Here is a 24,874-nt window from a genome sequence, read left to right on the forward strand (position 1 = left end):
GCTCTAAGGCCGTCGGAATCCCGTCGGCCCACCATAGAGATACCCGATGCGGGCAACGGCATCCTTGAACCCCTCGCGCGAGACCAGCATGGTGTGGCCGTTGGCGTGGATCATGGTCCTGGCATCGGTCATGACAGCGACATGGCCTTTCCAGAACACCAGGTCGCCGCGCCTGAGCCCGGCAAAATCCGGGCCGGGGTCGAGCGGCTCGCCGATGGTTGCCGCCTGCATGTCGGAATCGCGCAGCACTTGCCTGCCGGCCATGCGCAGCGCCAATTGCACGAGGCCGGAACAGTCGATACCGAAGCCGGAAGCGCCACCCCACAGATAGGGCGTCCCGAGAAACGTCTCCGCGACGGCGACATAATCGTCAGCCGCCTCGCCGACTGACCGCAAATGGCCCGATATGATCGCCTCGCCGGATGGCAGCAGCGCATAGTGCGTGCCGCGCGTTTCAGCAGCACCAGTCACCGTTACCGCCGATCCCATCGAGAGTTGTCCAGTGATGGGAAACCGCAAATCCGGGCCGGGATAGAGGAAGGTGCGCGGCACCGAAACGACATGGGTCGGCGTGTGATCCCGCGCGCCCAGCACAGTGTCGGCTACATAGCCGACATAACCGTCGCGCTCAGCCTGGATCCAGGCCCAGCCTTCAGCGTCCTCGAAGACGAGGACATCGTCACCGAACAGGGCTTGCGTGTTGACGCCGGCATCGGGCCGCGGCGCCTTGCGTATGTCGGCCACGGACGCTGTGATCCGCGCCGACCGGCCGGCGACAAAGCGCTCGGCGGCAACCTCGCCCTTCAGCCTAGCGTCGGCGAGATCGGATCGGAAGGCGTGGAGGCGAGCGTCACGGGCGGTCAAATCGGCAACTCTGTTCTATTTTGGCTGTTTTTATCTTGGCGTTTGAGCTTTTGCCCTAGATGGGCAGTTCCTGGGCCCTGGCGATGATACCATCGCCGAAGCGCTCGACAAAGAGCGCGCCTTCGACCGTGCGCTTGACCAGCACGTTGCGCTTGTCGAGTTCGTCGCGATGGCGCGACACCAGCTTCAGCGCGCCCATCGCGTCGAGCGCGCGGGTGATGACCGGCTTGGTGACGTTGAGCCGTGCGGCCAGCCCGCGCACGGTATGCGGCGGTGGATCGAGATAGATAGTGAACAGGATCGCCGTCTGGCGCATGGTAAGATCAGGCGCGTTCTCGCGCACCTGCGACAGCATGACCTGCTGCCACAGTCGCATGGCCTGGCTCGGACGCATCGCGATCGACATCCGGCCAGCATGACGGCAAATTGTTTCGGTTCCGTTTCAGTCGCGAACCTTCGTTGGCTATGAGCCAAAGCGTTTGGAGATGACGCTCTCCAGCGCGCGAATGCCTTGCGCTTCGCCGCCGGCCGGACCATGGGGACGATCGGACGGGTTCCAGGCGAAGATGTCGAAATGCGCCCAGGCGGCCGTTTTCTCGACGAAACGCTTGAGGAACAGTGCCGCGGTGATCGAGCCGGCGAAGCCGTCAGTGGTGACGTTGTTGATGTCGGCAATCCTCGACGACAGCTTTGCGTCGTAGGGGCTCCACAGCGGCATGCGCCACAGCGGATCCTCGACCGTAACGGAGGCCGCCGCCAGTTCGGACGCCAGCGCTTCGTCGCCGGTGTAGAAAGGCGGCAGGTCGGGACCGAGCGCGACGCGCGCGGCCCCCGTCAGGGTCGCCATGTCGACCAGCAATTGCGGTTTCTCGTCATCGGCCAGCGCCAGGGCATCCGCCAGCACCAGCCGCCCCTCGGCGTCGGTGTTGCCGATCTCGACGGTGATGCCCTTGCGGCTCGCCAGCACATCGCCGGGCCGGAAGGCGTTGCCGGCGATCGAATTCTCGACCGCCGGGATCAGCACCCGCAGCCGGACCTTCAGCCTGGCCGCCATGATCATCGAAGCGAGACCCAGAACATTGGCGGCACCGCCCATGTCCTTCTTCATCAAGAGCATGCCCGACGACGGCTTGATGTCGAGGCCGCCGGTGTCGAAGCAGACGCCCTTGCCGACCAATGTCACCTTCGGCGCATTCTTCGGTCCCCAGTTCATACCGATCAGGCGCGGCGCATCGGCCGATGCACGGCCGACCGCGTGGATCATGGGGAAATTCTGCGTCAGCAGATCGTCGCCCCTGGTCACCGACACTTCGGCCTTGTGCGCCGCGGCCAGTGTCCGAACCGCCGCCTCCAGCTGGTCCGGCCCCATATCGCTGGTCGGCGTGTTGACCAGATCGCGCGTCAGGAAGACGCCGTCGCCGATGCGGCGAACGCGCGCCGCATCGGCGCCATGCGGCAGCGCGAAGCGCAGTGCCTTGCCCGGTTTCTTGCCGTAGCGGGTGAAGGCATAGCCACCAAGCAACAGTGCAATCGACGCGAGTTCCGGCTCGGCCAATGCGGAGGCGAAATGCCAGTCGCCTTCCGGTAAGGCTCTCGCCAGAGCGCCGATGGCGAGCGCGCCATCGCCAGCGCCAAACAGCGCGCCGGCCAGCGCGCCGCCTTCACCGGGTACGATGAGCGTCCTGCCGGCCTCGCCGGAGAAGCCGTTGGCCCTCGCCCAGGCGATCGAAGATGGCGCAAGGCTTGCTGTCTCCAGACCGTCCCTGGCGACCAGATGCACCGGCAGCGCGTTCTTGGGTTTCGTCTCGACGAGTTCGACGGGCATGGAATGGTCTCCGGCTTTCGAGTCGGCGTTTCTTAACTCTCCGTTAGGGTTAACAGAATATTTCTTTGGGAGGAAAGACGGCCACGCAATGGCCACGCGCACGGATAGAGGCCGACGTTGATGCCGAGCAACCGAACGATGAACGCCACGGGAAAACGGCTGATCACCACGGCGCTGATGATGGCGCTTGCAGCCGGCGTCGCCGGCTGCGGAACCAGCAAACTCACCACCGGCTCGATCGCGCGTTCCAGCGGCAAACCGCTGGAAACCATGTCGGCTGGCGAATTGCATAGCGCAACAACCAGACTTGGCGAATCCTATGCCAAAAACCCCAACGACAAGCGGATCGCGACGAACTATGCAGCCGCGCTGCAGATGGATGGCGATGCCGACCAGTCGCTGGCGGTGATGCGCAAGCTGGCGATCGCCCTGCCAAAGGACCGCGACGTGCTTGCTGCCTATGGCAAGGCGCTCGCCGCCAACGGCCAGTTCGAGCCGGCACTCGACGCCGTGCGCCGGGCGCAAACGCCGGAATATCCGGACTGGAAGCTGGTATCGGCGGAGGCCGCCATTCTCGACCAGCTCGGCCAGAAGGACGAAGCGCGCCAGGATTACCGCAAGGCGCTCGACCTCAAGCCGAACGAGCCCTCGATCCTTTCCAACCTCGGCATGTCCTATGTGCTGGAAGGCGATCTGCGCACGGCTGAAACCTATATGCGCACGGCCGCCCGGCAACCGAACGCGGACAGCCGGGTCCGCCAGAACCTGGCGCTGGTCGTCGGCCTGCAGGGCCGTTTCGACGAGGCCGAGAAGATCGCTTCGCAGGAACTGTCGCCCGAGCAGGCGCAGGCGAACGTGGCCTATCTTCGCCAGATGCTTGCCCAGCAGAATGCCTGGAGCCAGCTCAAGGACCAGGACAAGGCAAAGCCTGCCACCAACTGACAATAGCAGCTACCTCGATATCCAGCCGCCTAATGCATGTCGCGCGAAAGTGTGCAGCGGTTTTGTGGTAACGACATGCATAAGAACAAGAATCTGAAGCACGTCGCTTTTTGAGAGTTTGCGCGACATGTGCTAGACATCAAAGCCGCGCGGCGTCAGCAGCGCGGCTTTCTCCTTGGCTTCGACAGGTCGCTTACTGGCTGCTGGTTTTCGGCGTATCGCCAAAGATGCCGCGCTCGCTCACCTGAATGCCTGCGGGGCCTAGAATGATGGCGAACAGCACCGGCAGGAAGAATAGGATCATCGGCACGGTGAGCTTGGGCGGCAAGGCCGCCGCCTTCTTCTCGGCGGCGTTCATGCGCATGTCACGGCTTTCGGCGGCCAGCACGCGCAGCGCATGCGCCACCGGCGTGCCGTAGCGTTCGGCCTGGACCAGTGCCTGCGATACCGATTTCACCGATTCCAGGCCGGTGCGGCTTGCAAGGTTTTCGTAAGCCTGCCTACGTTCCTGCAAATAGGAAAGCTCGGCATTGGTCAGGATGAACTCCTCGGCGAGCGCTACCGACTGTGCGCCGATCTCGTCGGCGACCCTGCGAAGTGCCGCCTCCACCGACATGCCCGACTCGACGCAGATCAGCATCAGGTCGAGTGCGTCCGGCCAGGCCATCTGGATCGACTGCTTGCGCTTGGTGGCTCGGTTGTTGACATAGAGCACCGGCGCGTAAAAACCCGCATAGGCGACGACGATACAGACGAATACCTTGATCAAAGGCGGTTGTTCCGGCAATCCGCCGAGCACGAACAGGTATATCGAAGCCAGCGCGAAGCCGACAAAGGGCAGGACCAGGCGGAAGAACAGGAACCGCGTCAGCGGGTTTTGGCCGCGAAAGCCTGCCACTTTCAGCTTCTGCAACGTGCCTTCATCGGCCAAAGCGCGCCTCAGATCGAGGCGATCGACGATGTTGCGCATGCCGATCGATTGTTCCTCGCGCAGGCCCTTGCGACGGCGGTCGGCCTCGGCGGCCAGCCGCGCGCGCTGCTTGGCGCGCAACTCGTCACGCTCCAGCGCAACGGATCTCATGCGAGTCTTGAGCTGGTTCCCGCCGAAGGCGGGCAACAGTGTGAGGGCGGTCGCAAACACCGCGATGGCGACCAGCATGGCAATGAGAATTGCCGGGTCGGTCAGGGTTCCGATGACGTGTTCGGTCATGCGCTCTCAATCCTAGACTTCGAAGTTCATCATCTTGCGCATCACCAGGATGCCGATCGACATCCAGACGGCCGAACAGCCGAGGATCAGATTGCCGACGCTGGTGGTGAACAGCGGCATGATGTAGTTCGGGCTGGTCAGGTAGACGAGAAAGCCGACGATGAAAGGCAGGGCGCCGATGATCACGGCGGATGCCTTCGCTTCCATGGACAGCGCCTGGACCTTGGCCTTCATTTTCTTGCGGTCGCGAAGCACGCGCGAAAGATTGCCAAGCGCCTCCGAAAGGTTGCCGCCGGCCTGGGACTGGATCTGGATGACGATGCCGAAGAAGCTCGCCTCGGTGCATGGCATGGTTTCGGCCATGCGCAACGAGGCGTCGGGGATCGACAGGCCCATCTGCTGCGAATCGACGATGCGGCGGAACTCGGTCTTGACGGGTTCGGGAGATTCGTTGGCGATCAGGCGGATGGCGTCGTTCAGCGGCAGGCCTGATTTGACCGCACGCACAATGATGTCGAGCGCATTCGGGAATTCGTTGAGGAAAGCCTTGACCCGGCGAGCACGGGAAAACGAGACGAACCAGCGCGGCAGGCCGAGAGCACCCACCAGCAGCACGCCCGGCAACGCAAGCAGCGGCGCACCTATGAAATAGGCAACAAACGTCAGGACGGCGCCGCAAACGGCCGAGTAGACATAGAAACGCTCGAGCGAGACCTTCATGCCGGCCTGGCGGATCTGGGCTTTCAGGGGTGGCTTCTTGACGATGCGCTGGTTGGACTTCTGTTTTTGTTCGAGTTCCTTCAACGAGTCCTGCACCGATTTGCGCCGCTTGGCGGCTTCCACCACACGATCGCGCGAGGCCTTGACGACGGCACGATCCGTCTCGGCGGTCTTGATCGTCTCCAGCCGCCTGCCGACCTGCTTCTCCTCGCTGATCTGATTGAACAAAAAAGCATAGGCAATCCCGCCGGCACTGAAGCCGGCGAGCGCGATGAATGCCAATACGGTGGCGTCAATTCCGAACATCGACCGTGACCCCTGCCCCTTCGTCAGTCAGCACGTTTCTCCATCGCCTCGAGCGCATTGGCGAGACGCTGTTCCTCGCCATAGTAGCGGGCGCGGTCCCAGAAATGCGGGCGACCGATGCCTGTCGACACATGCTCGCCCAACAGCCTGCCGTTCGCGTCCTCGCCCTTGATGTTATAGAGGACGAGGTCCTGCGTAATGACGACATCACCTTCCATACCGATCACCTCGGTGATGTGGGTGATGCGCCGCGATCCGTCGCGCAGGCGCGCGGCCTGTATGATCACGTCAACGGAACCGACGACGATTTCGCGCACGGTTTTTTGCGGCAGCGTGTAGCCACCCATCGCGATCATCGATTCGATACGGTTCAGGCATTCGCGCGGACTGTTCGAGTGGATCGTTCCCATCGAGCCGTCATGGCCGGTGTTCATCGCCTGCAGAAGGTCGAACACTTCCGGTCCGCGCACTTCGCCGACGATGATGCGCTCGGGCCGCATGCGCAGGCAGTTCTTGACCAGGTCGCGCATGGTCACCTCGCCCTCGCCTTCGAGATTGGGCGGGCGGGTTTCCAGACGCACGACATGCGGCTGCTGCAGTTGCAGCTCGGCCGAATCCTCGCAGGTGATGACGCGCTCCTCGCGGTCGATATAGTTGGTCAGGCAGTTGAGCAGCGTCGTCTTGCCCGAGCCGGTCCCGCCCGAAATGACAATGTTGCAGCGGACGCGGCCGATGATCTTGAGGATCTCGGCGCCATGCGGCGAAATGGCGCCGAACTTGACCAGCTGATCGAGCGTCAGCTTGTCTTTCTTGAACTTGCGGATGGTGAGCGCGGTGCCGTCGATGGCGAGCGGCGGCGCGATGACGTTGACGCGGGAGCCGTCGGGGAGACGCGCGTCGCAGATCGGGCTCGATTCATCGACACGGCGGCCAACCTGGCTGACGATGCGCTGACAGATGTTGAGGAGCTGCTGGTTGTCGCGGAAACGAATGCCGGTCTGCTCGACCTTGCCGTTGACTTCGATGTAGACGTTCTTGGAGCCGTTGACCATGATGTCGGCGATGTCGTCGCGGGCGAGCAATGGCTCCAGCGGCCCGTAGCCCAACACGTCGTTGCAAATATCCTCGAGCAGCTCTTCCTGCTCGGAAATCGACATCGCGAAATTCTTGATCGCGATGATGTCGTTGACGATGTCGCGGATTTCCTCGCGTGCGCTTTCGGGGTCGAGCTTGGCGAGCTGCGACAGGTCGATCGTATCGATGAGCGCCGAGAAGACCTGGCTCTTGGTGTCGTAGTAGGTTTCGCTCTTTTCGCGCTGGACCCGTCTGGGCTCCGGCGCCAATGGCGGCGCCTCGACCGCGCGGCGCGCGGGCGCCGGCGCAGCCGCACCGGACGGCGGCGCGGGCTTGGCAAGAACCGCCGTTTCCGACGGGTTTGCCGGCACCGGGGCGGCAGGCGCAGGTGCCGGCTGACGGAATTCCGGCGTGAACCGGCTGCCGTCGTCACTGCCTCTCTTACCAAACATGATCGACTACCAATTTCGCCACGGAAACATCATTTCTTGTTGCGCGAGAACTTGCCGAGGAGGTTGCCAAGGCCCGCTTTCTTTCTCGCCTTGATTTCGCTGCGCCCGGTCAGCACATGCGCAATCTCGTTGACCATGCCGACGACCGGATTCTTGGCATCCATTTCACCGAGCATGCGCCCGTTGTTGGCGGCGTTTCCGAACAGCAGCGGCTCGAAAGGAATGACCGACATTGGCGAGATGCCGAGCGAGTCGGCGAAATCGGACGACGCGATCTCCGGACGCTTTGGCACACCGGTCTGATTGATGATCAGCTTCGGCGGCGGATCGTTCGGGCGAAGCCTTTTGAACATGTCGACCAGGTTCTTGGTGTTGCGCAGATTGGCCAGTTCCGGCGTCGCCGTGATGACGATTTCGTCGGCCTTGGTCAGCGTGTTCTTGGTCCAGCCCGTCCAGATATGCGGGACATCGAGCACCAGAAGCGGCACGCTGCGTTGGGCGGTGTCGACAAGCTGCGTGAAGGCATCGGGATCGAAATCGTAGACCCGGTCGAGCGTCGAAGGCGCTGCAAGCAGCGACAGGTGCTCGGCGCATTGGGCAAGCAGCCGGTCGAGATAGACCTCGTCGATACGTTCCGGTGAAAAGACCGCCTCGGCAATGCCCTGGGCCGGATCCTGATCGAAATTGATGTTGGCCGTGCCGAAAGCAAGATCGAGATCGGCGACGAGCACTTCCGACTTGAACAGGGACGACATCGCCCAGGCGACATTGTGGGCGATGGTCGAGGAGCCGACGCCGCCCTTGGCGCCGATGAAGGCGATCGAGCGGCCGATCGGCTCGGCTTCCGGATCGACGAAGATCGACGATATCACGCTGACGATATCGGCCATCGACACCGGCGCGATGACATATTCCGAAATGCCGGAACGGATGAGCTCGCGGTAGAGGCCGACATCGTTGTAGTGGCCGATGACGACGACCTTCGAGGTCGGATCGCAATATTCGGAGAGTTGCGTGAGTTGTTCCAGCAACTGCTTCGGCTCGCTGCGTGATTCCAGCAGGATCAGGTTCGGCGTCGGCGCCGTTTGGTAGAATTCGATGGCGGTAGGGATGCCCCCCATATGGACCTTGAGATGGGCCTTGGCCATGCGGCGGTCCTCACCGGCGCGCTCGACCGGATTGGCAACACCATCGGTCTCGCAAAATGCCTGGATCGAGATGCGCGGGATCGGCCGCAAGGCCTGCATAGCGGCGATATCCTGCTGCGAGGTTTCGCCGCCATCCACCCCGGTTTCGTAAGCAAGATTGCTCATTGTCATCTCTTTCCGTGACTGGCGCAGCCTATAGCGCACCGCGTTTGACGGGATTTATGCGGCGCGCCTGAATCTCAGTTTCATGCATATCATCGTCCCAAAACCACTGAGCACGTTGGGCAACATGCACTAGTATTCCACTTCCGAATTGCCGAGGAATTCGTCCGAAATGCCCCTGTCGCGGTAGACGTCGATCACCGCGCTCCGATTCTCCGCGTCGATGGGCGTCTGCTTGCGCGGCCCGAGCAGATCGGCCGGATTGGACATCTGGGCGGCAAGATTGTTCTGATACGAGCAGCCGAAATTGGCATAGTGTTTGTTTTCCGAGGTCTGCAGCAGGTCTTCGGGCCAGCGTCCGCATTTGTCGGTCTGGGCCTTCACCGAGACATAGGCGACGCGGATTGGCGCGGACGCTTCGGCCGAAACCGACTGATAGGTGGTCATGACGATCCGGTTGCGGCTGATGCCGCTGGCAATCGCCAGCCTGGCGAAGTCACGGCCGGCAGCGGTGGCGGCGATCTCGTTTGCCGAGCCGCTCGGGATCGCTATGGTCAGGGTGGGAGCGGCGCTCTTGTCATAGCCGTCGAGGAAGCCCAGCAGCGTGTCCCTCTGAGAGCGGGTCATGCCGCGGTCGCCGGCGCCGACCGGGAGGTCGATCTTCTCGTTCTTCTCCGCGATCACGATCGGATGGGTGGTGCGATAATCATCCGGAACAGCGCCGACCGTGATGCTGTCGCGCTTGAGGTCGGCGCAACCGGCAAGCAATGCCGCGACCGCGACCGCCAGGACTGGAATGGCTGGCCGATAGGTTCGCAAATAGCCGGACCACACCGCCGCGGTGATCGTCCTTGCCTTCGATGCTGACTGAGACATATCCCGCTTCCCCGCTTACTTGTAGATGAAGCCGACAACGCCGTGATAGCGGCCGTTGGGCCTGTCGGTCTGCATGGTGCCGTAGACGCGATTGACGCGGCCAAGGAACATGCCGGCGCCATCGCTGGCGGCGTTGAAATTGTCGTCCGGCTTGGCTAGATCGTTGCGCGCCACCGGCTTTACCAGATAGGGCGTGATGATGATGACGAGCTCGGTCTCGTTGCGGACAAAATCCCTGCTGCGGAACAGCGTGCCGAGCACCGGTATCTTGGTCAGGCCGGGCAGCCCCGCGACCGCCTGCCGGACATCATCGCGAACGAGACCGGCAATCATCATCGAACCGCCGGAAGGCAATTCAACAGTGGTGTCCGCGAGGCGTTTGCGGATTGACATCAAAGTGAGACCGGGCAAGCTGCCGCCCCCTCCGAGCGTTGTGGCGCCCTCCGTCGTGGGCTCCGAAACCGACGTCCTCACCTTGAGGCTGATGCGGCCTGCCGAGAGCACCACGGGCTGGAATTCAAGCCCAATGCCATATTCGAGCTTTTCATTGGAGTAGGTAACCTGGCCCGTTTGATTGTCGTTTGAAACATTGTTCGTCCGGGCTGTGATGAGATTGAATTCACCGCCGACCTTGAATGTCGCCTTCTCGCCCGAAACGGCAGTGAGGGTCGGTTCGGCAAGCGTCTTCATGACGCCGCTTTGTTCCATCGCGTTGATATAGGCCTGAAGTCCATTTCCCAGCCCGTCACCCAGTCTCAAGAATGAATTCGTCGAAAGAGGCTTACCCAAGCCGTAATTGGGCGAACTCGTCGCGCCGTAGCTGATGCCATTCGAGGTGCCTTGGCCGACCATGTTGACACCGAGCTGCTTCATCACCGAGCGGCTGACTTCCGCGACCGTCACCTTCAGCGTCACCTGGTCGTCGCCGATGATCTGCAACAGGTTGACGATCTTCGAGACGCGGCGCTCGGCATCCGGATTGTCGATGGCGACGCCAGCGTCGGCCGAGCCGCCGGCAGCGGTCTGCGAATACTGGCCCGTGGTCGCTTCGCCGCCGGTGACGAATATGTTGGCCAAATCGGCGGCACGCTTGGCGTCCAGCGGGGTGTCGACGGTCCCGGTCAGAACGACGTTGTCGTTCAGCAACTCGACCTTGACCTGCGACGACGGGATGAAGCGCTTGATATAGTCTTCCAGTCCCGCCACGTCGCGTTCGACCGACAGATCCAGGCTGGCGATCTGTTCGCCATTGGAGCCGAAGACGAAGATGTTGGTCTCGCCAACCTGCTTTCCGAACAGATAGATGCGCCTGGCGGTGCGGGTCACGGCATCGGCGACGGTCGGATTGGCGACGAGAATGTCATAGGCGTCGCTCGGCAGGTCGATGACCACCGATTTGTTCAATCCGAGCTTGACGCGCTGGGTGGCGGTCGACGCCGTCACCTCGGCATTCCTGCCCGCCGCATTCGCCTCGACGAGGCCATGCGTATTCGCTGCAAGGAGAAGGCCGATTGCCGTAGCCAGGGTGACCGGTAGTTTGCCGTTTAGCCTCATTTCCTTGTCCCCACTTCGGAAACTTCGCCCGACTTGATCAATCGCACCGTTCCGCGCCGCCCATTGCCGGAAACAAGATAATCGGCCTCGCCCAGATTCTTCTCCTGGGTGTCGGTGATCGACCGCAGCGCCAAGGTCAGGCGATCCGCCATCTGCTGGGCGACGGTGATGATCTCCGCCTGTTGCGGCGTCAATTCCAGCGTGGCTGTCTGGCCGACCCTGGTCTTCTTGCCTTCCTCGTCTTCCTGGATGGTCTGGTCGATCGCCAGGACGCGGATGTTCTTGAGAATGGTTTCGGTCGTGAACCCTGCGGGCGCGCCGTTGGTGGCATCGGCTCTGCGGGTCATGATAACGTCGACGAAGTCGTTGGGGAGAATGAAGCCGCCAGCCGACGTGTCGGCCGATATGGTTGTCGCGACAGCCCGCATGCCGGAGGGCAGGATCGACGACATGAAGCTTTGCCCCTCGCCGACCAGCTTGGAGCGCCGCAGCGGCTCACCGGCATACATCGCCATACGGGCGACGGCGCCTTTCAACTTCTCCAGCGCTTCCGGCTCGGCGGCGCGCGTGATGAAATTCGCGTTGATCCCGTCAGCCGGCCAGGATTGCCAACTGATGTTGTTCTCAAGCTGGCTTCCCATCGTAACATCGCCGGACAGGACAAGGACGTCCTGCAGCGCGATCGCCGGCGCCTGGGGCCCGGACTCGACGATTTGCGGCGGAGGAGCCGCCACCATGTTTTTCGCAACATAGCCTGCGCCACCCGCCGCAGCCACCGCCACGCCTAGAATGATCAGTCGGGATGCTGGCATCTGTCCGAACCTCGCCCTTGGCAAACCACGTAGCCAAGCCGGACATTGCAGCGGCAATCGTCAAAACAAGGTTAATGTAATGCTTACGATCGTGATTAATTTAAGGTTTACATAAATTAGAGCGATCCGGCCTGGCAGGCAAAAAGGCGGCCAAGCCGCCTCCTGCCTAGCACGAAGAAAGAGGCGGCCAAGCCGCCTCTTGCGAACACATCCTGGAAAAAGAAGTTAGGCCGCCAGCCTTGCGAGAGCCCACGCCATCAACGGCGAAGCCGGAAAGGTGAGCAGCCCGCCAATGCCGAGCGCGATGCCATAGGGAACGCCGGTCTTCTCATCCGCGAAGTGGCGCAAAAATGGGTTGTGGCTCGTAATGGCCGCCAGCGGCGATTTCCGATAGACGAGAATGGCAAGCGTCAGCAGGCCGCCGATGAATGTCGAGGCCACGAGATATTCGACGAGATGGATGTTCAGCCCCATCCAGATGGCGGTGGCGGCCAACAATTTGGCGTCGCCGCCGCCCATGCCGCCGAGCGCAAACAGACCGAACGTCACGGCGAGAACGAGGCCGCCGGCGGCGAAATGCCAGCCATAGGTCGCCCAGTCCATGCCCGTCAACGGCGCAACCAGGGCGAAGACAACCACAAGCAGTATCGGCACGCGATTGGCGATCGTCATCGACAGCATGTCGGAGATCGCGGCGAAAAGCATGCAGAACGGGAAGACGACGAAGATCAAGGCTTCAAGCATCGGCGCGGCGCCTGTTGTCAAACTGCAACTGGCCAATCCTAGGCATATTCGATTAACGATTGATGAGGTCGGGAATTCGAAAGTAACCTGTGAAATGGAAAAAGGGCCGACGATTGGACGGCCCTTTCTCCAGAGGCAATATTTAGGTTGCCGGCTATTACGAACCGTTGACCTTGGTGGCGATCGTGTTGAACTTCGCGTTCAGCGCGGTGCCCAGCGAGCCGGCGCCGACCATGATGGCGAGCGCGATGAGAGCGGCGATCAGACCGTATTCGATGGCGGTCGCGCCGGATTCGTCCTTCACGAAACGTGCAATGAGATTAGACATCGAGAACTCCTACTCCGAGTGTTACAGCAAGTCCGTCAACTTCTCTTGGTGGTTGATCGGATGCTGCCAATCTATGGAGAAGCTCTTTCGATCGGCTTAATAAACAGCCTTACCGATTCCTTTCGCGCTTCCTGGGCATTGTGTGGTTAATCAGCAGCTAAAGTAAGGCCAAGGCGCTGAAAAGCAGACCACCGGCCCCAAAGGACCGGGTTCCGGGATTTGAACCCGGCGATCCGGCCGAGCAAGCGGATCACAAGGTTCTTCCCCGGCACCTTCGGGAGTTCCCGTTCGCTTAACCGTTGGTTCACCAATCTCGTTCATATTCCGTTGAGCAGTTTGTCGCCGTGGAGCGCTTCAATGACCGGGCCGAGATCGTCATTTTCGATTGCCGCGTTTCTGGCGGCCGCGACCTTTGTCGTGCCGGCCAACGCCGGCGCCGGCATCGAGGTCACGATGAACCAGGCCAAGATCGTCAAATTGTCGCGCCCCGCGGACACCGTCGTCGTCGGTAATCCGGCTATCGCCGACGCTTCCGTGCAGGATGCATCGACGATCGTGCTGACAGGCAAGGGCTTCGGCGTCACCAACCTGGTTGTGCTCGACCAGGACGGCAGTCCGATCGTCGACGAGCAGATCACCGTCGTGCGGCAGGCCGCGTCGTCGGTGCGCATTTACCGACGCGCCGAAGTGCAGACCATGTCCTGCGCGCCATATTGCGAAAGCTCGTACAAGAGCGAAGCGGAGAAGACCTCCGAAGCCGAGATGAACGCCGGCCGGTAGGCGAACGGACTATTCTCTTCTTCATCTCGCCGACGTGTCGCTCCGGTTACCGGCCGGTTAAAATCCTTCCGCAGAATTTATCGGCCATCCAAACTGGACCTCAATGCATTTCCGCTAATGCTCCTCCCGACACCGCGTCAGGATCGGCAGGAATAGAGTATGGGCAAAGCAGGGCGAACAGGTTTTTTCGGACGCTTCGTCCACGACCGGCGCGGCAGCACGGCGCTGGAATTCGCGATCCTTGCCATTCCATTCGCCCTACTGGTCTTCGCCATCCTGGAGAGCTGCATTTCTTTCGCGGGGCAAGAGGTGATGGCCAACGCCACCGACGACGTCGCCCGTCAGCTGCGGACAGGCCAGATCAGGCAGGCGGATGCGACCGCGGCCGCGATAAAGCAGAAGATCTGCAGCCGGCTGGAAATCATGGTCGCCAAGGACTGCCCCGGATTGGAGGTGGATCTGCGCGAATATCCGACCTTCGCTGCCGCCGCAGCCGCAGGCTTCAAGATCCAGGACCGCAAAATCGTGCTGACGGGCACGACTCCAACGACTTTTACGGTATCCCCGGGCCTGGCCGAATCAATAAACATGCTGCGGGTTTTCTACAAATGGCCTGTCATGACCGATTTGATGGCCAGTTCGATGGCCAATCTGGAAGGCGGCAAGACGCTGCACTTCGCGTCGATTACCTGGCAGAACGAGCCGTTTGACAACTGAGAATTGCACCGTCGTGCGAGCAAAAAAGGACAAGGGCATGATTCGTGCGGGGGCACATCTGGGCATCGCAGGCTTCTGTACGAGAGCAATCCGGTTTTGCTGCGACCGCCGCGGTATTGCGGCCGTCGAGTTTGCCTTGATCGTGCCTGTCCTGCTGATCATGTACTTCATGACCTTGGAGGCATCGCAGGCCATCGAGACCAGCAAGAAGGTCAGCCGCATCGGCAGCATGGTGGCCGATCTCGTCACCCAGCAGCAGTCCGTGAACAAGGCCCAGCTCGATGCGATCATGCAGATCGGCAATTCCACCCTTCAGCCCTATAACCGCTCGAGCCCGAAAATCATCATCACCGCGATAGAGGTCACGAGCGATACGACGCCGAGGGTGCAGGTTGTCTGGTCGCGCAAGATGGTCAATGGCGCCTTCAGCGCAGACGCGGCGAAGGCGTCCCTCACGACCGTTCCAGCAGCGCTTAACGTCCAGGGCACTTTCCTCATCCGGGTCGAAAGCGATCTCGGCTATAAGCCGATCATCGCATGGACGGCCGAGAACGCGAAGCCACTTGGATTGACCGCCGCCTTCTCCAACATATCGATGGGCGAAACCTACTTTCTCAGGGCCCGTAGGAGCCCGACGATCCCCTGCAGCGACTGCTGAGACAACATGGCCATCTATTGCCGTTGGTCGCCGCCTGACACCAGGCGCACGATGGCCGCGGCCATTGCGTAATCCTGCGGACGGGCAACGGTGAACCCGCCGGAATGTTTCGCTTCCAGGAGATCGTAGATATCCGGCGATATCGATCTCAGATTGGTGAGGAACACGGTGAGCCGCCGCTTGGCCTCGGGGTTGAGGTCGCTGCGAACCGCATGGGGCCCATACCGCAGCAGGCCGGACCTCCACACGACCTGAAGTGCCGTCTTCGAAAGTCCTGCCGCTTCCAGCCTGGCGACGGTGCCACCCGCAATATCCGGCCCGTCGTCGGTTGCTGACGGTATCCAGCCGAACAGGGCATCGGCCTCGCCATCGACCAGCATTGCTTCGGCCGCCGCAGCCGAACCGGCGTGCGTCAGAAACGGCGCGTTCTCGGCGACCTTGACGCCTTCAGCGGCCAATCCTGCAAGCGGCAGGAGCGAGCCGCCGACGCTGTCCGAGGGCGCCATGACGATGCGGTGCCCTGCCATCGCCGCCAGATCAGGAACCTTGCCGCCCCGCGTCAGCAGGACCGATCGGATGCCGACGGCGCCGTCGGAATCGACCGGCGCCACGAGAGGTTCGACGCAGCCGCAGCGTTCCGACGCGGTGGCGTAGGCGGTCGCCGAATAGACCGCATATTCGATGCGGGCATCGGCCTGCGCCTCGATCAGCGCCGCATAGTCGCGGGCAACGACGAACTCCACCTTCATGCCAAGCGCCTTGGTGTAGGCGTCCGTCAACAGAGCCAGACCCGGAACGCTGTTGCCGGCGCCGGTTTCGGCGACAATGCCGATGCGAAACGTACCAATATCATCCCGCCAGTCGGCGCGCGCTGGGCCGGGCCATGAAACGCCAAGCAGCGCCAGGACGGCAGCCGAGGCCTTCAAGGCATGTTTCATGTGTTCCCCCGCCGGATTTCCATCGAGCCATGCCATTCGGCAATCGCTGTGTCTCAACTATCAACTATAGCGCCACGCCGTTGCCGTTTGGTTTCCGAATTGCCAATGGCGGCGCGGCCCCCTATGTCTTGGCCAACAGACAGAGAATAATGAATTCCTGACAATGGCGCGCGCCTTCCTTTTCGTTCTCGATTCCTTCGGCATCGGCGGCGCAGCCGACGCCGAGCGCTATGGCGACGCCGGCGCCAATACGTTCGGGCACATCGCCATCGCCTGCGCGGAAGGCCGCGCGGATCGTGAAGGCTTGCGCAAGGGACCACTTTTCGTACCCAACATGTTCTCGCTCGGGCTTGCCCGTGCGGCCGAGACCGCGACCGGGCTGAAACTCGGCAACGGCGAGTTGCCGCAGGCGACGGCTTTTCATGGGGCGGCGCAGGAAGTCTCCAGCGGCAAGGACACGCCGTCGGGCCATTGGGAAATCGCCGCTCTGCCGGTGCGCTTCGACTGGGGCTATTTCCCGGACACGGTCCCTGCCTTTCCAGCCGAACTGACCGAAGCAATCATCCGGGAAGGAAAGGTGCCGGGCATTCTCGGCAATTGCCACGCCCCGGGCACCGAGATCATCGAGCGGTTCGGCGAGGAGCACATCCGCACCGGCAAGCCGATTTGCTACACCTCCGTCGATTCGGTGCTGCAGATCGCCGCCCATGAAACTCACTTCGGCCTGGAGCGGCTCTACGAATTCTGCAAGGTGGTGCGCAGGCTGGTCGATCCGCTGAACATCGGCCGTGTCATCGCACGGCCCTTCATCGGAGAAAACGCGGGCAGCTTCGAACGGACGCACAACCGCCGCGACTACGCCGTGCCGCCGCCGGAACCGACCTTGCTCGACCGGCTGACGGCGCGCGGCAGCAAGGTTATCGCGGTCGGCAAGATCGGCGACATCTTCGCCCATCGCGGCATCTCGGAGGTGCGCAAGGCCGCCGGCAACATGGCGATGTTCGACAAGGCACTGGGCGCGATCGACGATGCCGGCGACAATGATCTCGTCTTTGCCAATTTCGTCGATTTCGACACCGAGTTCGGCCACCGACGCGACGTCGCCGGCTATGCGGCGGCACTCGAGACCTTCGACCGGCGCCTGCCCGAAGCAATGGCCAAATTGAAGCAGGGCGACCTGCTCATCCTCACCGCGGACCATGGCAATGATCCGACATGGCGCGGCACCGACCACACGCGCGAACGCATTCCGGTGATCGGCATGGGACCGGGGTTGAAGGGCGGCGATATCGGGCTGCGAACAACCTTCGCCGACATCGGTGAAACCGTCGCCGAGCATCTCGGGCTGGCGCGCGGCCGTCACGGTACCTCCTTCCATGCGACGATAGGCCCCCATGCCTGAGCTGCCGGAAGTCGAAACGGTCCGACGCGGCCTGCAGCCGGTGCTGGAAGGCGCACGCATTGCCGGCGTCGAGGCGCGTCGAGCAGACCTCAGATTTCCGTTTCCGGAGAGATTTTCGGAGCGGCTGACCGGCAAGACGATCACGGCGCTCGGCCGCCGGGCCAAATATCTGACGATGCATCTGGACGGTGGTCCGGTGCTGATCTGCCATCTCGGCATGTCGGGTTCGTTCCGCATCGAAACGGCCGGCAGCAGCGGCCTGCCGGGCGTGTTCTATCACGAGCGTTCAAAAAGCGCTGCACATGATCATGTCGTGTTCGATGTCGTCTCGTCGGAAGGCGGCCGATCGCGCGTGATCTTCAACGACCCGCGCCGATTTGGCTTCATGTTGTTTGCGGAAGGGGCGCCCGACACACATCCGATGCTGGCGGGGCTGGGTGTCGAGCCGACAGGCAATGCGCTGGACGGCGCGCTGCTCGCCTCGCTGCTGAAAGGCCGCAAGTCGCCGCTGAAAGCAGCACTGCTCGACCAACGGCTGATCGCCGGGCTCGGCAACATCTACGTATCGGAAGCGCTGTGGCGCGCCGGCCTGTCGCCGCTGCGCGAAGCGGGCACCATCGCCAAGGCCGGGAAGAAGGCTGGCGATCAGGCTGAACGCCTCGCCGCGGCGATCCGTTCGGTTATTGCCGATGCGATCGCCGCCGGGGGATCGTCGCTGCGCGACTATATGCAGACCGATGGCTCACTGGGTTATTTCCAGCATTCGTTCGCGGTCTACGATCGGGAAGGCGAACCCTGCTCCAGGCCTGGTTGCGGCGGCCATATCGAGCGCATCGTGCAAAGCGGGCGCTCGACCTTCTATTGCCGGACCTGCCAGGGGTAAGCTAGGACCGATCGACATTCATCGATTGCCCGGAACGAGGAGGCGAAGCCATGGCCTATGAGACCATCATTGTGGAAACGCGCGGCAATGTCGGGCTGATCACGCTGAACCGGCCGAAGGCGCTCAACGCGCTGAACTCCGAAGTTCTGAAGGAGGTGGTGGCGGCCGTGAACGTGTTCGGCGCGAACCCCGATATCGGCGCCATGGTTATCACCGGTTCCGAGAAGGCCTTTGCCGCTGGCGCCGACATCAAGGAAATGCAGGCGATCTCCTTTGTCGACGCCTACGTGCAGGACTTCTTCGTCGGTTGGGAAGAGCTCACGCGGACGCGAAAGCCCATCATCGCGGCGGTTGCCGGCTACGCGCTCGGGGGCGGCTGCGAACTGGCGATGATGTGCGATTTCATCATCGCCGCCGACAATGCCAAGTTCGGACAGCCCGAAATCACGCTTGGCGTCATGCCGGGTATGGGCGGATCGCAGCGCCTGACCCGCTTCGTCGGCAAGTCGAAGGCGATGGACATGTGCCTGACCGGACGGATGATGGATGCGGCGGAGGCCGAGCGTTGCGGCCTGGTGTCACGCGTCGTGCCTGCCGGCGAGTTGATCGAGGAAGCGCTGAAGGCGGCAGCCAAGATTGCTGATTTTTCGTTGCCGTCGGTGATGATGGCCAAGGAGGCCGTCAACCGGGCCTTTGAAACGACGCTAGCCGAAGGGTTGCGGTTCGAACGCCGCCTGTTTCACTCCTTGTTTGCGCTCGACGACCAGAAGGAAGGCATGGCGGCCTTTGCCGAAAAGCGGAAGCCGAATTTCACCAACCGCTAGAACCTCGGCATTGCCGGCCAAAAAGAGGGCGAAGCGGCGTTGACGCGCCGGAAAAGCTGAACTATAAGCCGCTCCAACCGAGGCGGCCGCGTGGCTGCCCGTTTGTTTTTTGCGCCCTGCGGCATCCCGCGGGCGCCCACCAGACCAGAAGAGAGGCATCATGGCCAACACCTCCTCGGCCAAAAAGGCAACGCGCAAGATCGCCCGCCGCGCGGAGATCAACAAGAACCGCCGCTCGCGCGTGCGGACCTATGTCCGTCAGGTCGAAGAGGCGCTCGCCTCGGGCGACAAGGCTGCCGCGCAGGCGGCCTTCAAAATAGCGGAGCCGGAACTGATGCGCGCCGCGACCAAGGGCGTGGTGCACAAGAATACGGCATCCCGCAAGGTGTCGCGACTCGCCCAGCGCCTTAAAGTGCTGTCGGCCTAATATACCTTTCCTAAACTTGTCTTCTTCAAGCCCGGCCGATCGCGCCGGGTTTTTTCGTTTGCCGGCAAGTACTTAAAAAGGAAAGCCCGCAAACGACACTGCGGATGGATTTCAAAGTCCCAAATGCTTTGCCGGCATATACATGTCCGCTGATGTTCATGTCCTCGAAAGAGGCCTGCCTATAAAATATAGGCTGTCATAAATTATCTATTTATTTCAAACGGTTACGGGTGGTCGTCCACAGCTTGTTCACATCGCGGGCGGGGGATCGTGGACAATTGGCTGTCAAGGAAATTATTTCAGAAAATTTCGCGCGGTGCGGCCTTTTTCATATTCGCCGGAAAAGGGTTTGAATCACAATGGCTTTGTCAAAATGTGCGGTTGCAGCATAGCGTCCTGACCCGCCTGTGCTAACCAGATTCCTTAAAAATCCGTTAGTCGTGGCCTTGCCCTATCCACAACGATTTCGTTAATGTCTCTCTATCGAGAGGGACGGGCCATTGGCCCTTAAACCCAGCCTGAATCGGCCAGCTGAAAATGGCGGAATTCACGACGTGGATCATTTCCGCGCACGGGTTTGGTTTGTCTTTCGATGCGGTAGGGGACTGGCGTAATTGTACATGGCAGGTCAACGACGCGCCGGCGTTTTCGCCGGGTGGAATTGCTTTGCCTTGGCATGACCAAAGCGGGCTGACTCTTCAGAGGTCGGCGCCGGTCTCTAGACAACGAGACGACATTATTGCCGGCGGCGGCGATGATGTCGCAGCGAAGACACGGTCGCCGGAAACATGGATGCAGGAGGCGTATCCCCGGCGGAAATAAAGGTACAAAAGGACAAGGAACTCTATCATGCAGAGCGGCATCGAAAGGGAGCTTACGAGCGACCTTCCATTTCCTGGAACCTTGATCGGAGGGGACGACATGCCGGCTTCCAACGACGCGGAACAAAAGTTCGACCGGGTGAAGGCCCAGTTGAAGGCGCGTCTGGGAACCGAGGTTTATTCGAGCTGGTTCGGACGCATGAAGGTCGCCGAGGCCTCCCGGGGCATTGTCCGTATCTCCGTGCCCACCGCCTTCCTGCGCTCGTGGATCAACGGTCACTATCTCGACCTCATCGCCGAGTTGTGGAAACACGAGGATTCCGAAATCCTCAAGATCGAGATCGTCGTGCGCAATGCTACCCGCCCGGGGCGCAACGGCGTCGAGCCCGAAGCGGTGCCGGCGCGCAAGATGACAAGGCAGGCGCAGACGGCGCTGGCCGCCGGAACGGCAAGTCCAGGCAGGGTCGAGCGTGCACCGGCACCTCGCCCAGGTGTGCCGACCGAGACCGAGTTCAGGCACAATGTGCTCGGTTCCCCGCTTGACCCGCGCTACACGTTCGGCTCCTTCATCGAGGGACCGTCGAACAGGGTGGCGTTCGCCGCCGCCAAAGCGGTGGCGGAATCGCAATCGAGCGCGGTGCGCTTCAACCCACTCTTTCTCCATGCGACGGTCGGGCTCGGCAAGACGCACCTTTTGCAGGCGATCGCGGCGGAATCGTTGAAGCAGAACCCGAAATCGCGCGTCGTCTACCTCACAGCCGAATATTTCATGTGGCGCTTCGCCACCGCGATCCGCGACAACAACGCGCTGACGCTGAAGGAACAGTTGCGCGACATCGATCTCCTCATCATCGATGACATGCAGTTCCTGCAGGGCAAATCGATCCAGCACGAATTCTGCCATCTTATCAACATGTTGCTCGACAGTGCCAAGCAGGTGGTGGTTGCCGCCGACCGGCCACCGTCAGAGTTGGAATCGCTGGAGCCGCGCGTCCGCTCGCGCCTCAATGGCGGCGTCGCGCTCGAAATGTCGGCGCCGGATTTCGCCATGCGCATCGGCATGCTCAAGCTGCGTCTTGCCACCGCCAAGGCCGATGACGCCTCGCTCGACATTTCCGAGGAGATCCTCAACCATGTCGCCCGCACAGTGACCGGCAGCGGGCGCGAACTCGAAGGCGCGTTCAACCAGCTTCTGTTTCGCCAGTCCTTCGAACCGCAGATCACCATCGACCGTATCGACGAGATTCTCGGCCACATCTATCGTTCGGGCGAACCCAAGCGGGTGCGCATCGAGGACATCCAGCGCATCGTGGCGCGCCACTACAATGTGTCGAAGACCGAACTCTTGTCCAACCGGCGCACGCGCACCATCGTCAAGCCGCGTCAGGTCGCCATGTATCTGTCGAAAGTGATGACGCCACGCTCCTTGCCGGAGATAGGCCGGCGTTTCGGCGGCCGCGATCATACGACGGTGCTGCATGCCGTGCGCAAGATCGAGGATCTCTCGGGCGTCGACAACACGCTGGCGCAGGAGCTCGAATTGCTGAGAAGACTGATCAACGATCAGGCTTGATCGGCTCCAAAGAACGAAAGCGCGTCGCGTTTGGTTGGTTCATGCGACGCGCTTGAGATCTCTGTTTTCATGCATGTCGTCGCCGCAAAACCGCTGCGCACTTTTGCGCGACATGCGTTTGTTTTCATGCATGTCGTCGTCGCAAAACCGCTGCGCACTTTTGCGCGACATGCATTGGCAGGCTTTATCCCCAGAAAGCCCGCGTAACCGCCCCGAACCGGTAGCGCGGGCTTGCGTTTGCGGGGTTTTTCCTGTCAGTTTGTGCAGATTCTGAGCCTGTTCAGACCTTTCGCGGGGAGCCGCTTGCCGGAGACCCGTTCATTCATTCAAGCGAGCCTGTTTCGTCATGCGTGTTATCCTGGAACGGTCAAATCTCCTGAAATCGCTCAATCACGTTCACCGCGTGGTCGAGCGGCGCAACACCATACCGATCCTGTCGAACGTGCTGTTGAGCGCCGAAGGCGCCACTCTCGAAATGAAGGCGACCGACCTCGACCTGGAGGTGACCGAAGCCACGCCCGCCAAGGTCGAGCGCGGTGGCGCGACGACGGTCCCGGCGCACCTGCTCTACGACATCGTGCGCAAGCTGACCGATGGAGCGGAGGTCATGCTGAAGACCGACGAGGACGGCAACGCCATGACCGTGACCTCGGGCCGCTCGAGCTTCCGACTCCAATGCCTGCCCCAGTCCGATTTCCCGGAGCTTTCGGCCGGGTCGTTCTCGCATATCTTCCGGCTGGATTCGGTGGCGCTGAAAGGGCTGATCGAGAAAACCCAGTTCGCCATCTCGACCGAAGAGACGCGCTACTATCTCAACGGCATCTATCTGCACACGCATGAGGCCGGCGGCAAGCTGAAGCTGCGTTCGGTTGCGACCGACGGCCATCGCCTGGCGCGCGCCGAGATCGATGCGCCGGCCGGATCCGAGGGCATGCCTGGCATCATCATTCCGCGCAAGACGGTCAGCGAGCTGCAAAAGCTGGTCGACGACCCCGATGTCGCCGTCACCACCGAATTGTCCGATACCAAGATCCGCTTCACCATCGGCAGCGTGGTTTTGACGTCGAAGCTGATCGACGGCACCTTCCCTGACTATCAGCGGGTCATCCCGACCGGCAACGACAAGAAGCTGATCATCGATCGCCAGAGTTTCGCCGCCGCCGTCGACCGTGTCTCGACCATTTCTTCCGAACGCGGCCGAGCCGTGAAGCTTTCGATCGCCGAGGGGCAAGTCACGCTTGCGGTCAACAATCCGGATTCGGGCAGCGCCACCGAGGAACTGGCCGCGGACTATTCATCCGATCCGATCGAGATTGGTTTCAACGCCAAATACCTGCTCGACGTCGCCGCCCAGCTGACCGGCACGGAGGCAAAATTCATGCTGGCGGACGCCGGTTCGCCGACGCTTATCCACGACATGGCCGACGAAACCGCACTCTATGTGCTGATGCCGATGCGGGTGTAAGCCGCGCTGCGTCGGTGATCCGGCCGCGCCAGACGAGAATGATTGCGGCAACTTCTATAAGCGCGCTGCGTTCAATCGGCCTCATGCGACGCGTTTTAGATTCTTGTTTTATGCATGTCGTTATCGCAAAACCGCTTCATACCCTCGGGTCAGGCCCGTGGGCATGCTTTTGCGCGATATGCATAATAGGCGGATAGCGGTTGCCGGAACAAACCTATATAAGTAAGCTTACACTTACTAATTTCCGCAACTATGCCGCGCTGTCGATCGAACTCGCGCCCGGAGCCGTGGTGTTTTCCGGCGACAACGGCGCAGGCAAGACCAATCTCCTGGAAGCGATATCGCTGCTGACGCCGGGACGTGGCCTGCGCCGCGCCCCTTACGCCGATGTAGCTCGGGAGGGCGGCGATGGTGGCTTCGCGCTGCATGCCCGGCTCGATGGGCCGGATGGTCCGGTCGAGATCGGCACCGGGATTTCGGGCGGCGACAACGCTGGCGATGGCGGCCGGCGGGTGCGGATCAATGGCGCCGCAGCGCGCTCGGCCGACGACATGCTTGAATGGCTGCGCGTCGTCTGGCTGACGCCGGCGATGGATGGCCTGTTTCCTGGCCCGGCCGCCGACCGGCGGCGCTTCCTCGATCGCCTGGTGCTGGCGATCGATCCCGGTCATGGCCAGCGCGCGCTCGACTATGAAAAGGCGATGCGCGGCCGTAACCGATTGCTTACGGAGAATTCGCGCGACGGCGCATGGTTCGACGCGATCGAGACGCAGATGGCCGAAACCGGCGTGGCGATTGCCGCGGCACGTGCCGAATTGGTGCGCCTGCTCGCCGCCATGATCGACAGGCTGCCAAACGACAGTCCGTTTCCGCAAGCCGATATCGGCCTGTTCGGCGAACTGGAAGGCGCAGTCGCCAACTCGCCAGCTGTCGATGTCGAGGAACGGTTTCGCCGCGCCCTTGCCGAAGGCCGCGATCGCGACCGCGCCGCCGGGCGCACGCTCGACGGTCCGCACCGTTCGGATCTCGTGGTGCGGCACCGGCCAAAGGCTATGCCGGCCGAACTCTGCTCGACCGGCGAACAGAAGGCGCTGCTGGTCGGCATCGTGCTGTCGCATGCAAGGCTGACCGGCGAGATGTCCGGCATGACGCCGATCCTGCTGCTCGACGAGATTGCAGCCCATCTCGACGGCGGCCGGCGCGCCGCACTGTTTTCGATCCTGGAAGAGCTGAACTGCCAGGCCTTCATGACGGGAACCGACGCGGCGCTGTTTTCCAGCCTCAGGGGACGGGCACGGTTCCTGACGGTCGACCACGGCACCGTTGGGCCAACCGAAGACGCCTGACAAGTTTTTTGCACCGCAGTAAG

The 24,874-nt window shown here is 61.8% G+C and carries 24 protein-coding genes; 11 read left to right on the forward strand and 13 right to left on the reverse strand.

Annotated elements, in window-relative coordinates; all coding sequences use genetic code 11:
* Positions 1 to 3: 3 nt before the first annotated feature.
* Genes AC0L2H_RS22740 through AC0L2H_RS22750 form a run of 3 tightly spaced genes read right to left on the reverse strand, consistent with a single transcriptional unit; the run spans position 4 to position 2,689 of the window.
* Positions 4 to 864: a C40 family peptidase gene (locus tag AC0L2H_RS22740; RefSeq protein WP_473592293.1), complete on the reverse strand. Its 861-nt coding sequence runs from the start codon at positions 862 to 864 to the stop codon at positions 4 to 6.
* Positions 865 to 919: 55 nt separating this feature from the next.
* Positions 920 to 1,270, reverse strand: coding sequence for a MarR family winged helix-turn-helix transcriptional regulator (locus AC0L2H_RS22745; protein WP_473592294.1), 351 nt, complete (start codon positions 1,268 to 1,270; stop codon positions 920 to 922).
* 57 nt (positions 1,271 to 1,327) lie between these two features.
* Positions 1,328 to 2,689, reverse strand: coding sequence for a leucyl aminopeptidase family protein (locus AC0L2H_RS22750; RefSeq protein WP_473592295.1), 1,362 nt, complete (start codon positions 2,687 to 2,689; stop codon positions 1,328 to 1,330).
* 120 nt (positions 2,690 to 2,809) lie between these two features.
* On the opposite strand from AC0L2H_RS22750, the gene AC0L2H_RS22755 reads away from it, so the two are divergent.
* Complete coding sequence (locus AC0L2H_RS22755) at positions 2,810 to 3,631, forward strand: tetratricopeptide repeat protein (protein WP_473592296.1); 822 nt, start codon at positions 2,810 to 2,812, stop codon at positions 3,629 to 3,631.
* A gap of 193 nt (positions 3,632 to 3,824) precedes the next feature.
* On the opposite strand, the gene AC0L2H_RS22760 is transcribed toward AC0L2H_RS22755, so the two are convergent.
* The 9 genes from AC0L2H_RS22760 to AC0L2H_RS22800 form a co-directional block, all read right to left on the reverse strand.
* Entirely contained in the window at positions 3,825 to 4,841 is a 1,017-nt protein-coding gene (locus AC0L2H_RS22760) for a type II secretion system F family protein (RefSeq protein WP_107652316.1), read from the reverse strand.
* A gap of 12 nt (positions 4,842 to 4,853) precedes the next feature.
* Entirely contained in the window at positions 4,854 to 5,867 is a 1,014-nt protein-coding gene (locus AC0L2H_RS22765; RefSeq protein WP_473592297.1) for a type II secretion system F family protein, read from the reverse strand.
* 23 nt (positions 5,868 to 5,890) lie between these two features.
* On the reverse strand, positions 5,891 to 7,393 hold the full coding sequence (locus AC0L2H_RS22770) for a CpaF family protein (RefSeq protein ID WP_473592298.1): 1,503 nt from the start codon (positions 7,391 to 7,393) through the stop codon (positions 5,891 to 5,893).
* Positions 7,394 to 7,422: 29 nt separating this feature from the next.
* The gene (locus AC0L2H_RS22775; RefSeq protein WP_473592299.1) at positions 7,423 to 8,706 is read right to left on the reverse strand and encodes a CpaE/TadZ family protein; all 1,284 of its coding nucleotides are present in this window, start codon (positions 8,704 to 8,706) and stop codon (positions 7,423 to 7,425) included.
* 129 nt (positions 8,707 to 8,835) lie between these two features.
* Entirely contained in the window at positions 8,836 to 9,579 is a 744-nt protein-coding gene (locus AC0L2H_RS22780; RefSeq protein ID WP_473592300.1) for a CpaD family pilus assembly protein, read from the reverse strand.
* A gap of 15 nt (positions 9,580 to 9,594) precedes the next feature.
* Positions 9,595 to 11,133 (reverse strand): type II and III secretion system protein family protein, encoded by a 1,539-nt coding sequence (locus AC0L2H_RS22785; protein ID WP_473592301.1) that lies wholly within the window; start codon positions 11,131 to 11,133, stop codon positions 9,595 to 9,597.
* Complete coding sequence (gene cpaB / locus AC0L2H_RS22790; protein ID WP_473592302.1) at positions 11,130 to 11,945, reverse strand: Flp pilus assembly protein CpaB; 816 nt, start codon at positions 11,943 to 11,945, stop codon at positions 11,130 to 11,132. Before cpaB ends, AC0L2H_RS22785 begins: the two co-directional genes overlap by 4 nt.
* A 225-nt stretch (positions 11,946 to 12,170) precedes the next feature.
* Positions 12,171 to 12,689 (reverse strand): A24 family peptidase, encoded by a 519-nt coding sequence (locus tag AC0L2H_RS22795; RefSeq protein WP_473592303.1) that lies wholly within the window; start codon positions 12,687 to 12,689, stop codon positions 12,171 to 12,173.
* Between the two features lie 157 nt (positions 12,690 to 12,846).
* On the reverse strand, positions 12,847 to 13,017 hold the full coding sequence (locus AC0L2H_RS22800; protein WP_473592304.1) for a Flp family type IVb pilin: 171 nt from the start codon (positions 13,015 to 13,017) through the stop codon (positions 12,847 to 12,849).
* Between the two features lie 357 nt (positions 13,018 to 13,374).
* On the opposite strand from AC0L2H_RS22800, the gene AC0L2H_RS22805 reads away from it, so the two are divergent.
* The 3 genes from AC0L2H_RS22805 to AC0L2H_RS22815 all read left to right on the forward strand — a co-directional run bounded on the left by AC0L2H_RS22805 (position 13,375) and on the right by AC0L2H_RS22815 (position 15,172).
* Positions 13,375 to 13,797 (forward strand): pilus assembly protein N-terminal domain-containing protein, encoded by a 423-nt coding sequence (locus AC0L2H_RS22805; RefSeq protein ID WP_473592305.1) that lies wholly within the window; start codon positions 13,375 to 13,377, stop codon positions 13,795 to 13,797.
* Positions 13,798 to 13,956: 159 nt separating this feature from the next.
* The gene (locus AC0L2H_RS22810; RefSeq protein ID WP_473592306.1) at positions 13,957 to 14,514 is read left to right on the forward strand and encodes a TadE/TadG family type IV pilus assembly protein; all 558 of its coding nucleotides are present in this window, start codon (positions 13,957 to 13,959) and stop codon (positions 14,512 to 14,514) included.
* 37 nt (positions 14,515 to 14,551) lie between these two features.
* Positions 14,552 to 15,172, forward strand: a complete 621-nt coding sequence (locus AC0L2H_RS22815; RefSeq protein ID WP_473592307.1) for a TadE/TadG family type IV pilus assembly protein — start codon at positions 14,552 to 14,554, stop codon at positions 15,170 to 15,172.
* A gap of 14 nt (positions 15,173 to 15,186) precedes the next feature.
* On the opposite strand, the gene AC0L2H_RS22820 is transcribed toward AC0L2H_RS22815, so the two are convergent.
* Positions 15,187 to 16,110, reverse strand: a complete 924-nt coding sequence (locus tag AC0L2H_RS22820) for a phosphate/phosphite/phosphonate ABC transporter substrate-binding protein (protein WP_473592308.1) — start codon at positions 16,108 to 16,110, stop codon at positions 15,187 to 15,189.
* 163 nt (positions 16,111 to 16,273) lie between these two features.
* On the opposite strand from AC0L2H_RS22820, the gene AC0L2H_RS22825 reads away from it, so the two are divergent.
* The 7 genes from AC0L2H_RS22825 (at position 16,274) to recF (ending at position 24,851) form a co-directional block, all read left to right on the forward strand.
* Positions 16,274 to 17,512, forward strand: coding sequence for a phosphopentomutase (locus tag AC0L2H_RS22825; protein ID WP_473592309.1), 1,239 nt, complete (start codon positions 16,274 to 16,276; stop codon positions 17,510 to 17,512).
* Complete coding sequence (gene mutM, locus AC0L2H_RS22830; protein ID WP_473592310.1) at positions 17,505 to 18,395, forward strand: bifunctional DNA-formamidopyrimidine glycosylase/DNA-(apurinic or apyrimidinic site) lyase; 891 nt, start codon at positions 17,505 to 17,507, stop codon at positions 18,393 to 18,395. Before AC0L2H_RS22825 ends, mutM begins: the two co-directional genes overlap by 8 nt.
* A gap of 50 nt (positions 18,396 to 18,445) precedes the next feature.
* Positions 18,446 to 19,219 (forward strand): enoyl-CoA hydratase, encoded by a 774-nt coding sequence (locus AC0L2H_RS22835; protein ID WP_473592311.1) that lies wholly within the window; start codon positions 18,446 to 18,448, stop codon positions 19,217 to 19,219.
* Positions 19,220 to 19,379: 160 nt separating this feature from the next.
* Complete coding sequence (gene rpsT, locus AC0L2H_RS22840) at positions 19,380 to 19,646, forward strand: 30S ribosomal protein S20 (protein ID WP_473592312.1); 267 nt, start codon at positions 19,380 to 19,382, stop codon at positions 19,644 to 19,646.
* Between the two features lie 849 nt (positions 19,647 to 20,495).
* Positions 20,496 to 22,040 carry a chromosomal replication initiator protein DnaA gene (gene dnaA / locus AC0L2H_RS22845; RefSeq protein WP_473592313.1) on the forward strand — a complete coding sequence of 515 codons (1,545 nt, stop codon included), beginning with the start codon at positions 20,496 to 20,498 and terminating at the stop codon, positions 22,038 to 22,040.
* A 346-nt stretch (positions 22,041 to 22,386) separates the two neighbouring features.
* Positions 22,387 to 23,505 (forward strand): DNA polymerase III subunit beta, encoded by a 1,119-nt coding sequence (gene dnaN / locus AC0L2H_RS22850; RefSeq protein WP_473592314.1) that lies wholly within the window; start codon positions 22,387 to 22,389, stop codon positions 23,503 to 23,505.
* 200 nt (positions 23,506 to 23,705) lie between these two features.
* Positions 23,706 to 24,851, forward strand: coding sequence for a DNA replication/repair protein RecF (recF, locus tag AC0L2H_RS22855; RefSeq protein ID WP_473592315.1), 1,146 nt, complete (start codon positions 23,706 to 23,708; stop codon positions 24,849 to 24,851).
* Positions 24,852 to 24,874: the final 23 nt, after the last annotated feature.

The organism is Mesorhizobium sp. WSM4871 (genome assembly GCF_055811295.1).